The sequence below is a fragment of the Rhizobium sp. 05N430 genome (genome assembly GCF_056396985.1).
In genome coordinates, this window is record NZ_JBFTMO010000001.1 from 551946 (window position 1) to 565862 (window position 13917).

Below are 13917 nucleotides of genomic sequence, written 5' to 3' on the forward strand. Positions count from 1 at the left end.
TGAAAAGTCATCACGGGCAAGCGCGGTACGGCCCGCGGCCGGCTGTCGGGGAATAAAATTCTGCGGGATCGCCGGTTTGAGGTGAGGAAAGTTTCCGTTGGGACAAAACTCACAAATATAAATGTCGATCTAATTTATAGAGTTTCTCATTATCAGCCATCACAACGCGCAGGCACGTCGTCTGCACTGCCGCCGAAAAGGGGAAAGCCATGATCTCACGCCGTCAGACCCTCGGTCTCCTTGGTGCGGCCGCCGCTGTAGCCGTGCTTCCGTCCATCAAGCCGGCGCGTGCCGCAGCAGCAACGGAGCTTCGCATCGGCTGGCAGAAGAATGGCGTGCTGGCGCTCGCCAAGCGCCGCGGGGCGCTGGAAAAGCGGCTTGCGGACAAGGGGATCACTGTCAGCTGGTCGGAATTCACGTCCGGACCGCCGTTGCTGGAGGCGCTTGGCGCCGGTGCCCTGGATTTCGGCGCCACCGGTGACGTCCCGCCGCTGTTTGCCCAGGCAGCCGGTGGCCATCTCTATTATGTCGGCACCTATCGCGGCAGCCCGGCCGGTTCCGCGATCCTGGTGCACAAGGATTCACCGATCCGGACGCTTGAGGATCTGAAGGGCAAGAAGCTGGCCTTCAAGCGCGGATCGAGCGCTCACAACGTCGCCGTCAAGGCGCTGCGCAAGGGTGGCCTCAAGGTCGAAGATGTGCAGGCGCTGGATCTGTCGCCGCCGGACGCCGCAGCCGCCTTCAAGACCGGCAGCATCGATGCCTGGTCGATCTGGGATCCCTATCTGGCGATCGCCGAGGCCGATCCGGATACACGTATCCTGACGACGGCTGAAGGCCTCGTCGATTCCTACAGCTTCTTCCTGGCCAACCAGGATTTCACCGACAACAATGGCCAGGTGATCGTCGATGTGATCGACGAACTCGCGAAGGTCGGCAAGTCGGCGCAGGGCAAGCTCGACGAGACGGCCAAGGAGCTTTCCGAGATCACCGGAGTGCCTGCCGAGGTGACCCGGGTGACGCTCAGCCGTCCCGGCGCCGATCTCGGCGCGGTGACGACGATTACCGATGGCGCAGCCGCCTATCAGCAGGCATTGGCCGACGAGTTCTACGATCTGGGCATCGTGCCGAAGAAATTGACGACGGGCGACATCGTCTGGCGCCCGAAGGCCAGCTGATCCGTTTTTGAAGAAAGGTAAATTTCATGACTTCCAAACCAATTGATTTTCTCTGGTTCATCCCGACCTCAGGTGACGGCGCCTATCTCGGTTCGTCTGACCAGACGCGTGCGCCGGAAATCGGCTACATGACGCAGATCGCCCAGGCGGCCGATCGCCTCGGCTTTTCCGGCGTTCTGCTGCCGACCGGCGTTGCCTGCGAGGAATCTTTCGTCACGGCGGCGGCTCTTTCGCAGCATACGGAGAAGCTGAAGTTCCTGGTGGCGATCCGTCCCGGCACGGCGTCGCCGGCCTACTACGCGCGTCTGGCGACGACGCTTGACCGGGTATCGAACGGCCGCGTTCTCCTCAACATCGTCGTCGGCGGCAGCCCGGCAGAACTCGCCGGCGACGGCATCTTCCTGCCGCATGACGAGCGCTACGACCATGCCAACGAGTTCTTTGAAGTTTGGGAAGAGCTTCTCGAAAAGGGTGTGGCCAGCATCGACGGCAAGCATATCAAGGCGACCAATGCGCGCCTCGGCTTCCCCTCCTACCAGAACCCGCGCCCGCCGCTTTATTTCGGCGGCTCCTCCGATGCCGGGATCGATTTTGCGGTCGGCCGCGTCGACAAATATCTGACTTGGGGCGAACCGCCTGCACAGGTCGGCGAGAAGATCGAGCGCGTGCGTGCGGCGGCCGCGAAAGTGGGCCGCGAAGTCAGCTTTGGCATCCGCCTGCATTTCATCGTCCGTGAGACGGACGAGGAGGCATGGGCCGCCGCCGACCGGCTGATTTCCAAGCTCGACGATGCGACGATCGAGGAAGCGCAGGCGCGCTTCGCCAAGGAATCCGACTCCGTCGGCCAGGCTCGCATGGCAGCGCTTCATAACGGCCGCCGTGACAATCTGGAGGTTTCTCCGAACCTCTGGGCCGGAGTCGGCCTCGTCCGTGCTGGTGCCGGGACGGCGCTTGTCGGCTCGCCGAAGACGGTTGCTGCGCGGCTTCGCGAATATCAGGAGCTCGGCATCGAGACGGTGATCGGCTCCGGTTATCCGCATCTCGAAGAAGCCTACCGCGTCGCCGAACTGCTCTTCCCAGAACTCGGCCTTGGCCAGAGCGAGCAGCGTCACGGTCTCCGCAATGATTTCGGCTCGAAGCAGGTCTTCGGCGGCGGCAGCCATGGCGGCAACCTCAAGGTCGTGTCGGGCTCCTGAGACGGATAAGCGAGGAGAAGAGCATGTCGGTATTGGAAACGCCGCTCGCACGCGTCGCCGCAAGGCAGGCAAGCCGGAAGGGCCGGGCGTTGCCGCGGCTGCCTGACGGCTCCGCGCTGCTGCCCTATCTTCTGCCGGTGACAATCGTGATCTGCTGGCAGATCGCGTCGTCGGCAGGGCTCATCTCCTCGCGCATCATGCCGTCTCCCGCCGATGTCGCCGTCGCCTTCTGGTCGACCACGACCTCGGGCCAGCTGCCGCACGACGTGCTGGTCAGCGCCGGCCGCGCCTTCGCCGGTCTTCTTGTCGGCGGCTCGATCGGCTTCCTGCTTGGCATCGCCAACGGCGTATCGAAACTCTCCGAGCAGCTGACCGACACGACGCTGCAGATGCTGCGCACCATCCCGCATCTGGCGATGATCCCGCTTGTTATCCTGTGGTTCGGCATCGGCGAAGAATCCAAGCTGTTCCTGACGGCGCTCGGCGTTCTCTTCCCCGTCTATCTCAACACCTATCATGGTGTTCGCAATGTCGATCGCGACTTGATTGAGATGGGCATGGTCTATGGGATGGGCAACTGGACGCTGTTCCGGAAGGTCATTTTTCCGGGCGCGCTGCCTTCGATCTTCGTCGGCCTGCGCTATGCGCTGGGCATCATGTGGCTAACGCTGATCGTTTCGGAATCGATCGCCGCCTCCTCAGGTATCGGCCATATGGCCAACAATGCCCGCGAATTCATGATGACGGATGTCGTGGTGCTGGCGCTTGTCATCTACGCTGTGCTCGGCAAGCTCGCCGATGTCGTGGCGCGGGCTCTGGAGCGGCGCACGCTCACCTGGAACCCGATCTATCAGAAGTAGGAGCGAGACGATGACCGCGATCACCCATGAACGCTTCCGCGAGCCTGTCGAGGCCGAATACGAGGCAGACATCGACGCCGCCCGGATCGCGCCGGGGACTGCTGCCGCGATCACCCTGACGGGGCTCGAGAAGAGCTTTGACGGCAACCGCGTCCTTCGTGGCATCAATCTGCATATCCCGGCCGGCCAGTTCATCGCAGTCATTGGCAAGAGCGGTTGCGGCAAGAGCACGCTGCTGCGCGTGCTGCTGGGCCTCGACCAGCCGACGGCGGGCAGCATCCGCTTCGAAAGCAGCAATGGCGAGGAAAGCCAGCCGAACGCTCGCATCGTCTTCCAGGAGCCGCGGCTGCTGCCGTGGCTGAGCGTTGTCGAGAATGTAGCGGTCGGCCTTGGCGACGGCGTCGACAAGCGGCGGGCACTTGCAGAATCCGCGGCCGTGCTGTCCGAAGTTCAGCTGGCGGAGAAGGCGAACGAATGGCCTTCGCGGTTATCCGGCGGGCAGCGCCAGCGCGTGGCATTGGCGCGCGCGCTGGTGAGCAAGCCGGGCGTTCTGGCGCTGGACGAACCGCTCGGCGCACTCGATGCGCTGACCCGCATCAGCATGCAGGAACTGATCAACCGCGTCTGGCGGGAGCTCGGCTTTACCACCGTGCTGGTGACTCATGACGTCAGTGAAGCCGTGCATCTGGCCGACCGGGTGATCGTTCTGGAAGAGGGACGGATCGCGCTTGACGTCGCGGTTCCCTATCCCCATCCGCGCCGTCATGGCAATCCGGAGCTCGCCGAACTCGAAGGCAAGCTGCTCGGCGCCATTCTCGGCACCGGCCGCTGAAAGCGTCAATGCGTGCCGCTGGCCTCGCGATCGAGAAAGGCCTCGAAATTGTCGAGGCCGATTTCCGTGCCTTGGCGGCGCAAGCCATCGTCGGGATAGCCGTCGAGGAACACCACCTGCTCGGTAAACAGCATGCGGGTGCCCGCGGCTGACGACTCGAAGGTGACGGTGGCAAGGGAGGCGGAGATGCGGGTCTCGCCGAGCTTCATCTCGTAGGCATAGACGATGCGGGCATTCTCGACGACGTCGAGATAATGGGCGTCATAGGCATGCAGCACCCCTTCGCCATCAGCGGTGTAATTGCGCTCGCTGCCGCCGGCGCGAAAATCCAGCCGGTATTCGATCGTCGCCCAGCCGTCATGGCAGGCAAACCAGGTCTGCTTCGAGGCAGGATTGGCCCAGGCGCGAAAGGCGCGCTCGGGCTTCGCCTTCAGCTGACGCTCGATCGTGAAGGTCGTATGCGTTGCGGATGGCTGGGTCACGGTGTCGGTTCCTCTTCGACAAGAAACTGGTCCAGGCGGTCGAAGGCAGCGTTCCACCCGGCCTTGCGCTCGCCGATCCAGCGCTCGAGTTCTGCCAGCCGCTCCTGCCGCAGATGGTAGGTGCGGACGCGGCCGGTCTTTTCAGATTGAACAAGGCCGCTGTCTTCAAGCACGTTCAGATGTTTCAGGACCGTTGGCAATGCCATCGTCAGGGGTTCGGCAAGTTCCGTGACCGATGCCGGGCCGCGGCCGAGGCGATCGATCATGCCGCGGCGGCTGCGATCCGAGAGCGCGTGGAACATCCGGTCGAGTGTGGCGGCTTCCATGATCATTCGGCAGGCATAGCCTTGCGGATCGTCTCGGGCAGCTGGTGCTTGTAGGGATAGAATTTGAAATAGGGCAGCGCCTCTTTCAATACCCGGGAAAAAGAGGGGCGCTCGACGAGCCGGCGGTAGTAGCCGGCAAGTTTCGGCCGTTCCGTACCGAAGGGCACCAGTGTCTCGCTGTAGAAGAGCGCAGGGGCGGCAGCGCAATCGGCCATGGTGAAGGCATCGCCTGATATCCAGAGATTGCCCGCCAGCTGCCGCTCGATCATGTCATAGGCCATCTCAAGCGTGCCGCGGGCGTCGGCAACGCCCTGCGGGTCCTTCGAATCGGCGGCGCGCATCGTGTCTGCGACGATCTTCTGCATCGGCGTCTGGACATAGAGATCGAAGAAACGATCCCATAGGCGGACCTGCAGCGCGCGGTCCGGATCAACCGGGATCAGATGCGCTTCGCCGGGATAGTGCCGGTCGAGATATTCGATAATGATGCTGGTTTCCGGAATGGTGCTGTCACGCGCTTCATCCCTGAGGATCGGCATCTTGCCGACTGGCCAGTAGCGGAAGAGGTCGGCCCGGGAATTTTCGTCCGAGAGATCGACCAGCCGGTCTTCGAAGGGCGTGCCGTTTTCGTAAAGCGCGATCAGGACCTTGTGGCAGAAGGAGGCGAGCGGATGTCCGTAAAGCACGAGCGACATGAGGCGGCCTTTCAGCTGGGATAAACTTTGCTGATTGGCTAAGTATCAGGACGGGGTGGTTGTGGCAATGGATAGTTTGCTGATTGGGTAACTATTGCTTCGTCTCACTCGCTTCCTCTTTCTTTGATGGTGTATCCTCCTCGGAATCCAGCGTTCTCGATGCCGGACCCAGATCTTTGGACATCTCCAGCCAGATGCGCCGTAGCCGCCTTACATGCAGGTCGTCCGCAATCCAGCTCATCATGTGTTCGACACATCGAGTTGTCGTTTCCGGGTGGTTTGCGATAACTTCGCAGACCCAGCGGCAATAGTTCTCGATATTAGTCTGCTCGACGATGTAGCCTTTTGATGCTTTCGTCTTGACCTTATCGGCCGGTGACGTTTCCGGTGGTGACGGTGATGTGGTCGTGTCCGTTGGAGTTGGGGGCGTTGAAGCGACAGAAGCTGTGGCCTGCGCACTGGTCGTCGCTTGGTCAGCAGGCTGCTCAATTGAAGACGCCGATTTCAGCATGAATGGTTTCATGCCGCTGATCTTCGCAATCGTTCGCATTTCATCTGTCGCGGCAAACAGCAAACCGGCGAAAATTCTATCGAACTCGTCGGGATCGTTTTTCTTGGTATCCTTACGCTTGTAGCTCAACGCACGTTCCAGATCGAAAATGGTGCGGACATTCATCTGTCGCAGGAGCAGGAAGCGGTCCAGGCCGACTGTCTGGCATAGCTGTGCCTGACTGATCCAATCGACAGCCTGGAATATTTTGAACGGCGATTCGATATGCAGCAGGATCGGGTTATAGGTCGCGAGGTTCTGGACATCGTAGATTCCGCATTCTTCCAGCCGGAAGCGCGTGAAGTAGTCTATGCCGTCAATGACATCGAGAGGCGTTAGACGCGTCACGCTGTTGAAGCGGTCGTCATCCATCTTCACCCAGGAGATGATGGACTGCATGCGCAAGGCCAAAAATTTGGTCGCACTTTGAGGCAGGAGGCCGAGCAGGGGTGCCAAGGCGACCCAAGTCAGTGGAACTCCGCTCCCTGACGGCTGAGTCTTCGGCCCGGTCAAAAGCTCGGCCACGTCTCCGACGGGATCAGGGAATGTCCTGAAAAGAATGAGGACGAAGATGACCGATGCAAACATTTCGACCGTCTGCCAGATGAAAGTGTAGGCCGAGAGATCGAAAACGGCGAGGCTACGAACGAATTGGCGGGCGGCAGCAACGAAGGCGCCGGCGAAGGCGAGAGCACCGATAATCTTGAGCGATTCCACGTCGCCGCTGCAACCAACTCCACCCGCGCGTGTCGGTCCACACCAGACCGGCAGGCCTTTGGCCAGTACGTCGTAGAGCGCGGTGAAGCCGAAATAGCAAATGACGACAAGACCAAACGACGACAGGAAAAGCCTGAGATCGCCGAGATTGCCGATCGTTCTGGAGGAGCGGATCGCCGTCTCGATCTCCTCCACCATTTTGTCGGCGTCCCATTTCCTAGTGTGGGAGGACGCTTTGGGTGTGATGAGATCGGCGATGTATTTCGATGCGACGAATTCCAGCGATGGGTTGCCGCCATCGCTGCCATCGTCGTGATGAACTTTGGTGGCGGGATAGGTGCCGATGAAGTCCGATATGGTTCTCAGCCGTCTGACGCGGATTTCGTTCCTGCTGTAGAGCAGGAGTATCGGTACGAAAAGCGCGAGCGCCATGGCCGAAAGGCGGACATCCGCAAAGAGGGCCACGATAAGGCCCCAAACATGATGCTGGTCCGAAATGCTCATCAAGAAAGCCCCCGATTTCCCATCGAGAGCTTCTGGCCGCTGTCAGACGTTGTCTACCAACGGTATAATCTCATAGGTTGTATTCGGCGTTTACCCAGCCAGCCGTGCAATCACCAGATGCCCCGGGCTCGGTTCACCTTCCTGCATGCGTACGTTGATCTCTGTCATCTCGACCAGTTCGAATCCGGTCGCCGTCAGGCGTTCGCGGATATAGGCGTCGGCGTGGAGGAAGCGCTGGTGCGGGCCGACGGCGTAGGGGCGGGTGTCGGCGGCGGGCAGGCTTTCGGACGAGAAGATGAAGAGGCCACGCGGCGTGAGGTTTTCGGCGGCGCCGAAGAACAGCGGTTCGAGGGCGCCGAGATAGGGCAGAACGTCGGTGGCGGTGATCAGGTCGAAGGCGTCTTCGTCGTTGTCTTCGAGGAAATCCTCGGCCTCGGCGACGAACAGCGTCTCATAGAGATCCTTTTCATGGGCAATCTCGACCATGTTTTCCGAAAGATCGATGCCGGTCATGTCTTCGCAGAGATCGCGCAGCGTGCCGCCGGTCAGTCCGGTGCCGCAGCCGAGATCGAGCAGGCGCTTGAAGGGTCCGAGCTTCAGCTCCTGCAGGCGCTGCCGCACCATCATCGGCACATGGTAGCCGAGCTGCTCGACGAGTACGTCTTCGAAGACTTCGGCATGCTGGTCGAACAGGGTCTCGACATAGGCGTCCGGCGCCTTTGCAGGCGTTTCGCCGCGGCCCATGGAGGCGATGCGGACGGCAGCACCGCCGTGGTCGTCGGGATCGATTGCAAGCACGTCTTCGTAAGCCTTGACGGCCGCATCAACTTCACCTGCCTTTTCGAGGGCGAGCGCGCGGTTATAGGCTTCTGCCAGTGCGTCTTCGTCGATCTTCTTTGCCATTGCCGGTCCACCTTTTCGCTTTATGGATGCCTCTAAGCCGGCTAGGCGGCTTTGGCAATGGCAAGCGTGACGGTGATGGAACGCGGCGGGCTGCTCAGTGAATGATGAATTCGCCGCGTAGCGCGCGCCATTCGGTCGCCGAGATCAGCTTGCGGTGGATGTAGCGGACGGAATGCAGCGGGCCGTCGAGCTTTTCCTGCCAGAACTTCAGGAAGCCGCGCATCTCCGGAAAATCCGGGGCGAGGTCGTATTCCTGCCAGAGATAGGTCTGCAGGATCGCCGGATGATCCGGCATGCGATAGAGGATCTGGGCCGTCGTCAGGCCGTAACCCTGGAGCTGCTTTTCCATGTCCTTGGTCATGTCAGTCTCGCTTTCGTTCCCACTCCCGCTTATGAGCGGCAGTTAAAATGGAAACACGGCGTGGTTAACCGAAGATTGACATCAAGCGGGCAAAAGAACCATTCATTTTTGTTTGATTTCAATAGTTTGGCAGCATCGCATCGCGAGTGCTGCCAAAGCTGTCAGCGGATCAGATGCCGGGTCAGGCGGCGCTCGATCCAGTTCCAGAAATGGCGCAGCGCTTCCACCATCGTCAGATAGAAGATCGCAGCCCAGAGATAGGTCTGGTAATCGAAGGTGCGCGAGAAGGCGTAGCGGGTCTCGCCCATCAGGTCCAGGACGGTGATGATGGCGACGACGGCTGAGCCCTTGATCAGCAGAATGATTTCGTTGCCGTAGGGGCGGAGTGCGACGATCAGCGCCTGCGGCAGGATGATCTTGCGGAAGGATACTGCCTTGGACACGCCGAGCGAATCCGCTGCCTCATGCTGCCCCTTGGGCACGCTTTCGAGGGCGCCGCGCAGGATCTCGGCCTGATAGGCGGCGGTGTTGATGGTCATCGAGAACAGGCCGCAATACCAGGCATCGCGGAAAAACCACCAGAGACCGACGGATTCAAGCTGCGGCCGGAAACCGCCAAGGCCGTAATAGATGAGGAAGAGCTGAGCCAGCAGCGGCGTGCCGCGGAAGACGTAGACGTAGCAATAGGCAAAGGTGCTGAGGATCCGGTTCTTCGACATTCTGGCGAAGGCCAGCGGCAGCGACAGGACGGCGCCGCAGACGACGGAAATCGCCACCAGGATGATCGTCGTCATCAGGCCATGCAGGTAGCGGGGCCCGTAGCGGGTGAACTTGTCCGGATCCCAGCCGGCGACGACCATGTAGATCAGTGTTGCCGCGAGCGCCAGCCAGATGAGGACGAGAACCGTGCCGGTGACGCGCGCTGCCGAGAGTGGCTTGGCGATGCCTTTCGGCGCCGGCTGTGGCGGGATGAGGGTTTCTGCGACGCTCACCGGCGAACCTCCGAGCGCTTGGCCCAGCGTTCGATATAGCTGAGGCCGTAGGAGGAGATGACTGCAAGCACCAGATAGATGATGCAGGCGAGAAGATAGAAGAAGAAGGCCTGCTTGGTGACGCGTACGGCAACGGCGGTCTGGCGCAGGATGTCGGCGAGCCCGATGATCGAGACGTAGGACGTATCCTTCAGCAGGATCATCCAGAGATTGGTCATGCCGGGAAGGGCGATGCGGATCAGCTGCGGCAGAACGATCAGGCGCAGGGTGCGGCCGCGGTGGAAGCCGAGCGCATCGCCTGCTTCGTACTGACCCTTCGGAATAGCGCGGAAGGCCGAGAGAAGCACTTCGGAGCAATAGGCCGAGAAGACGACGGAAAGGGCGATCATGCCGGCGACGAAGGCGTTGATCTCGATCCGCTCGTCATAGCCGAAAGAGGCGAGCACCGACTGGATCAGGATCTGCATGCCGTAATAGATGATGAACAGCGTAAGAAGCTCAGGCAAACCGCGGAAGATCGTGGTGTAGATGCCGGCGGCGAGCCGCACGGACTTCTCTTCCGACTGCTGGCCGAGCGCCACCAGAAAGCCGATCACCAGACCGACGGGTAGCGTCAATAGCGCGACGGCGACCGTGGTCTTCAGGCCGACGGCGATTTCATCGCCCCAGCCGGTATCGCCGCAGGCGAGGATCGTCGACTGGCCGAACCAGGTGAAAAGACCCGCAGGTCCGCATAGCGGATCGAAAACATACCCTATCCAGGCCCAGAACGAGCCCAGCGCGGAAAACAATCCGCCCATCCACTTTTCCCCTCACGGCTTATGCCGTTTTGATCTTTAGCATGTTGTCAGACAAAAATGGCGGAAGAGCAAGCCTTCCGCCATCATCTTTACAGGTCAGTTACAGTTTTTCTCAATCGCCGTAAACGTTGAAATCGAAGTACTTGTCCTGAATTTCCTTGTACTTGCCGTTGGCGCGGATCGCGGCGATCGCGGTGTTCAGCTTGTCCTTCAGCGGGTCACCCTGACGGACGGCGATACCGGCGCCGATGCCGTTGATTTCCTTGTCGACGGGAAGCGTGGTCAGGATCTTGCAGCAAGCGCCAGCGTCGGACTTGACCCACTGCGAGAGCACGACGACGTCGTCGATGACGGCGTCGATACGGCCGTTCGAAACGTCGAGCTTGTACTCGTCGGCGGTCGGGTAGAGCTTCAGCTCAGTGTCAGCCAGGTGCTTTTCAGCATAGTTGGCGTGGGTGGTCGAGGTCTGGGCGCCGATCGTCTTGCCCTTCAGACCGGCGACGTCGGTGATCGTCGAATCCTTCGGTACGGCGATTGCCGGCGGGGTGTTGTAGTACTTGTTGGTGAAGTCGACGAGCTTCGAGCGCTCCGGCGTGATCGACATGGACGAAACGATCATGTCGAACTTCTTGGCCTGGAGAGCCGGGATGATGCCGTCCCAGTCGTTGCTGACGAAGGAGCATTCAGCCTTCATTTCAGCGCAGAGAGCCTTGGCGATGTCGATGTCGAAGCCCTTGATCTCGCCGCTGGCGTCGACGAATTCGAAAGGCGGGTAGGTGGAATCGGTACCGATCACGAGCTTCTCGCCATCGGCCATTGCCGAGCCGGCGAAGAGGGACAACGCTGCAAGCGACGCTGCGGCGAGGAGATTGGAGATACGCATAGAGATCCTCTCTGTTGGCGACCGCTGCGTCTTCTTTTTATCCGCCAGCGGCCAGAATGCGGCGGGCATGAGCACCGCCTTGACGCGATAATCAAACCTTTTTGCCGCAAATTGCAACTGGAATCCGCGCGCCTTTGTTGCGTCGCAAACTATGGCGAAGATGAACGGAGGCGGACCGAGGTGTTCATAGCGGGTTAATGGAGGTGTTCCTAAAAAACGCATGGAACAAATCCGGGCCTCGGAAATTTCGGTCCCGACTCAACATGCGGGGTGCGCGCAACAAGCACTCTGAAAAGCCAATAAGGAACGAGGAAACCCTATGGGAATGAAATCGAGATTGTTCGCCAGCGCTGCCTTTCCGCTGCTTTCGCTGACACTGGCCGTCACGCCGGTGCATGCGTCAGCGCTCGGCGATACCGGCGCGGCGCAGTCGCCCCAGGCGATCAGCGGCTCGTATGAGGTTGCCCAGGATGCGCCTTCGGAAGAGGAATTGCTGAAGAAGCGCCACAAGCAGCCGGAGGCCGAACAGCAGCAACAGCAGGAGGCCGCTCCGCAGGCCGAGCAGCAGCAGGAAGCGCCGAGCCGCAAGCAGCGCGAAGCCGCGCCGCAGGCCGAGGAAGCAGCCCCGCAGGCAGAACAGGCGCAGCCATCGGAAGAGCAGCAGCCGCGCCGCAAGAAGCGGGAAGCAGCCCCCGAGCCGGAACAGGCTGCCCCTCAGGCCGAGCCGGCACAGCCCGCTGAAAACCAGGAACAGCCACGCCGCAAGAAGCGCGAGGCGGCTCCCGAAGCTCAGCAGCAGGAGCAGGCAGCTCCGCAGGCAGAACCTGCCGAACAGCCAGCCGAGAAGCCGCGCCGCAAGCGCGATCAGCAGCCTGCACAGCAGGAGGCCGCTCCGGCACGGAATGAAGCCCAGCCTCAGGTAGAACAGGCGAAGCCGGAAGTAGAAAAGGCAAAGCCAAAGGCCGAAGAGGCCAAGCCGCAGACAGAAGAGGCCAAGCCGCAGGCCGGTGAAGCGAAGCCTGCAGTAACCGAAGAGGCACAGCCCGAGCAGCAGCGTCCGCGCAAGGGCGACAAGAAGCAGCCGGCGACCGAAGGCGAGCAGCAGCAAGAGCCTGCCGCAAAGCCTGGCAAGAAGAATGCCCAGCAGGCCGAGCAGCCTGCCGAAGGCAAGACGCCTGTGCCGACGGAATCGCCAGCCCCCGATCAGGCACCCGTACCGGCCGAATCGCCGGTACCGGCAAAGCCGCCGGTTCCGGCAGAACCCGGCCAGGCGCAGAAGCCTGCAGTCGAAGGCCAGCCGCAGCAGGGTGAGCAGCAGCCGGCTCCCGGCCAGCAACCTGGTGCCAATACTGCCGAACAGCCGGCCGTGAACGGTCAGCAGCCGGTGGCTGAGCAGGCAATCCCGGCACCTGAAAAGGTGACGCCGCAGGAGCTTGAGCGCCGCAAACAGATCGCTGCCGATCCGAGCAAGAGCACGGAGACGGTGGTTCTGCCGGTCGAGAATGGTGCGGCCGTTCTCGATAGCGACAAGGATGCCGATCGCTCGGGTGGCCGTGACGGCCGCCGCCAGCGCGACAAGCAGCGTGCGGACGAGCAGCAGCCGGTCTTCGTGCCGAAGTCGGATGCAGATGCACAGCGTGCAGCTGGCGGCGAAGCCCGTCCGCCGGTCAAGATCGAAGCCGTTACCGCCGAGGAAGGCCGCCGGCTCGACCGCCGTCCGCAGTTCCAGCGTCCCGACGGCGCGCAGGTCGAGGGACGTGTCGGCGACGACAACCGCGTTCTGCTGCAGATCAACAACAATATCGTGGTGCGTAGCGACGACGACCGCCGCTTCATCCGCGATGGCGAACGGCCGATGTATGAGCAGCTGCCGCGTGACCGCTATCGCGAAACGATCGACCGCCCGGACGGCTATCGCATCGTGACAATCCGCAACCGCTATGGCGACATCATCCAGCGTTCGCGTGTCGATAGCCGCGGCCGTGAGTATGTCCTCTATTACTCGCCGGAGCTCTACGACAATCCGGATCAGGACTATTTCGAGGATCCGGGTGCCGATCTGCCGCCGATGCGTCTGCGGATCCCGGTTCGCGACTACATCATCGACACCAGCAGCGACCCGGATCGTGACTATTACGACTTCCTGCGCGAGCCACCGGTCGAGCCGGTCGAGCGAGTCTATTCGCTGAACGAAGTGAAGTATTCGGCTCGTATCCGCGACAAGGTGCGCCGTATCGACCTCGATACCATCACCTTCGCGACCGGCAGTGCCGAAATCCCGATGAGCCAGGCGCGCAGCCTGCGCAAGGTCGCGGATGCGCTGAACGAGGTGCTGCAGAAGGATCCGAGCGAGACCTTCCTGATCGAAGGTCACACGGATGCCGTCGGCTCCGACCAGAGCAATCTGGTTCTCTCGGACCAGCGTGCGGAATCGGTCGCCAACGTGCTGTCGGATGTCTATGGCATCCCGCCTGAAAACATGGCGACGCAGGGCTATGGCGAGCGCTACCTGAAGGTCAACACGGCCGGTCCGAATCAGGAAAACCGCCGCGTCACCATCCGCCGCGTTACGCCGCTGGTGCGTCCGGTCGCCTCCAACAACTGAGGCGAGGCCGATATCGAAATAAGAGCCGCCGGG

General features: G+C 61.4%; 14 protein-coding genes. 5 read left to right on the top strand and 9 right to left on the bottom strand.

The window, feature by feature from the left end:
* Positions 1-209: 209 nt before the first annotated feature.
* The 4 genes from AC1DJO_RS02725 to AC1DJO_RS02740 are packed head-to-tail and all read left to right on the top strand — an operon-like array spanning position 210 to position 4066.
* Entirely contained in the window at positions 210-1178 is a 969-nt protein-coding gene (locus AC1DJO_RS02725) for an aliphatic sulfonate ABC transporter substrate-binding protein (protein ID WP_477968906.1), read from the top strand.
* Between the two features lie 26 nt (positions 1179-1204).
* On the top strand, positions 1205-2374 hold the full coding sequence (gene ssuD, locus AC1DJO_RS02730; RefSeq protein WP_477968908.1) for an FMNH2-dependent alkanesulfonate monooxygenase: 1170 nt from the start codon (positions 1205-1207) through the stop codon (positions 2372-2374).
* Between the two features lie 23 nt (positions 2375-2397).
* Positions 2398-3234 (top strand): ABC transporter permease subunit, encoded by an 837-nt coding sequence (locus tag AC1DJO_RS02735; protein WP_477968910.1) that lies wholly within the window; start codon positions 2398-2400, stop codon positions 3232-3234.
* Positions 3235-3244: 10 nt separating this feature from the next.
* A complete protein-coding gene (locus tag AC1DJO_RS02740) occupies positions 3245-4066 on the top strand; it encodes an ATP-binding cassette domain-containing protein (protein WP_477968912.1) in 822 nt (273 codons plus the stop codon).
* A 5-nt stretch (positions 4067-4071) separates the two neighbouring features.
* Here AC1DJO_RS02740 and AC1DJO_RS02745 read toward each other — a convergent pair whose 3' ends face one another.
* The 9 genes from AC1DJO_RS02745 to AC1DJO_RS02785 form a co-directional block, all read right to left on the bottom strand.
* Entirely contained in the window at positions 4072-4548 is a 477-nt protein-coding gene (locus tag AC1DJO_RS02745) for an SRPBCC family protein (RefSeq protein ID WP_477968914.1), read from the bottom strand.
* Complete coding sequence (locus tag AC1DJO_RS02750; RefSeq protein WP_477968916.1) at positions 4545-4880, bottom strand: ArsR/SmtB family transcription factor; 336 nt, start codon at positions 4878-4880, stop codon at positions 4545-4547. Before AC1DJO_RS02750 ends, AC1DJO_RS02745 begins: the two co-directional genes overlap by 4 nt.
* Positions 4877-5569 carry a glutathione S-transferase family protein gene (locus AC1DJO_RS02755; protein ID WP_477968918.1) on the bottom strand — a complete coding sequence of 231 codons (693 nt, stop codon included), beginning with the start codon at positions 5567-5569 and terminating at the stop codon, positions 4877-4879. The genes AC1DJO_RS02750 and AC1DJO_RS02755 overlap by 4 nt, the downstream gene beginning before the upstream one ends.
* Positions 5570-5660: 91 nt before the next feature.
* Positions 5661-7340 carry a hypothetical protein gene (locus tag AC1DJO_RS02760; protein WP_477968920.1) on the bottom strand — a complete coding sequence of 560 codons (1680 nt, stop codon included), beginning with the start codon at positions 7338-7340 and terminating at the stop codon, positions 5661-5663.
* Positions 7341-7430: 90 nt separating this feature from the next.
* Entirely contained in the window at positions 7431-8243 is an 813-nt protein-coding gene (locus AC1DJO_RS02765) for a class I SAM-dependent methyltransferase (protein WP_477968922.1), read from the bottom strand.
* A gap of 94 nt (positions 8244-8337) precedes the next feature.
* A complete protein-coding gene (locus tag AC1DJO_RS02770; protein ID WP_112387181.1) occupies positions 8338-8604 on the bottom strand; it encodes an usg protein in 267 nt (88 codons plus the stop codon).
* A 161-nt stretch (positions 8605-8765) separates the two neighbouring features.
* Positions 8766-9596: an ABC transporter permease gene (locus AC1DJO_RS02775; protein ID WP_477968924.1), complete on the bottom strand. Its 831-nt coding sequence runs from the start codon at positions 9594-9596 to the stop codon at positions 8766-8768.
* A complete protein-coding gene (locus AC1DJO_RS02780) occupies positions 9593-10396 on the bottom strand; it encodes an ABC transporter permease (RefSeq protein WP_477968925.1) in 804 nt (267 codons plus the stop codon). The genes AC1DJO_RS02775 and AC1DJO_RS02780 overlap by 4 nt, the downstream gene beginning before the upstream one ends.
* Positions 10397-10508: 112 nt before the next feature.
* Positions 10509-11279, bottom strand: a complete 771-nt coding sequence (locus tag AC1DJO_RS02785) for an ABC transporter substrate-binding protein (RefSeq protein WP_112387471.1) — start codon at positions 11277-11279, stop codon at positions 10509-10511.
* A gap of 319 nt (positions 11280-11598) precedes the next feature.
* On the opposite strand from AC1DJO_RS02785, the gene AC1DJO_RS02790 reads away from it, so the two are divergent.
* Positions 11599-13884, top strand: a complete 2286-nt coding sequence (locus tag AC1DJO_RS02790; protein WP_477968927.1) for an OmpA family protein — start codon at positions 11599-11601, stop codon at positions 13882-13884.
* Positions 13885-13917: the final 33 nt, after the last annotated feature.

What these genes read in the sequence shown, in the direction of transcription:
- AC1DJO_RS02750 (WP_477968916.1), bottom strand. Translation starts at nt 4,880, where the DNA reads ATGATCATGGAAGCCGCCACACTCGACCGGATGTTCCACGCGCTCTCG.
- ssuD (WP_477968908.1), top strand. Translation starts at nt 1,205, where the DNA reads ATGACTTCCAAACCAATTGATTTTCTCTGGTTCATCCCGACCTCAGGT.
- AC1DJO_RS02785 (WP_112387471.1), bottom strand. Translation starts at nt 11,279, where the DNA reads ATGCGTATCTCCAATCTCCTCGCCGCAGCGTCGCTTGCAGCGTTGTCC.
- AC1DJO_RS02755 (WP_477968918.1), bottom strand. Translation starts at nt 5,569, where the DNA reads ATGTCGCTCGTGCTTTACGGACATCCGCTCGCCTCCTTCTGCCACAAG.
- AC1DJO_RS02740 (WP_477968912.1), top strand. Translation starts at nt 3,245, where the DNA reads ATGACCGCGATCACCCATGAACGCTTCCGCGAGCCTGTCGAGGCCGAA.
- AC1DJO_RS02790 (WP_477968927.1), top strand. Translation starts at nt 11,599, where the DNA reads ATGGGAATGAAATCGAGATTGTTCGCCAGCGCTGCCTTTCCGCTGCTT.
- AC1DJO_RS02725 (WP_477968906.1), top strand. Translation starts at nt 210, where the DNA reads ATGATCTCACGCCGTCAGACCCTCGGTCTCCTTGGTGCGGCCGCCGCT.
- AC1DJO_RS02735 (WP_477968910.1), top strand. Translation starts at nt 2,398, where the DNA reads ATGTCGGTATTGGAAACGCCGCTCGCACGCGTCGCCGCAAGGCAGGCA.
- AC1DJO_RS02770 (WP_112387181.1), bottom strand. Translation starts at nt 8,604, where the DNA reads ATGACCAAGGACATGGAAAAGCAGCTCCAGGGTTACGGCCTGACGACG.
- AC1DJO_RS02765 (WP_477968922.1), bottom strand. Translation starts at nt 8,243, where the DNA reads ATGGCAAAGAAGATCGACGAAGACGCACTGGCAGAAGCCTATAACCGC.
- AC1DJO_RS02780 (WP_477968925.1), bottom strand. Translation starts at nt 10,396, where the DNA reads ATGGGCGGATTGTTTTCCGCGCTGGGCTCGTTCTGGGCCTGGATAGGG.
- AC1DJO_RS02760 (WP_477968920.1), bottom strand. Translation starts at nt 7,340, where the DNA reads ATGAGCATTTCGGACCAGCATCATGTTTGGGGCCTTATCGTGGCCCTC.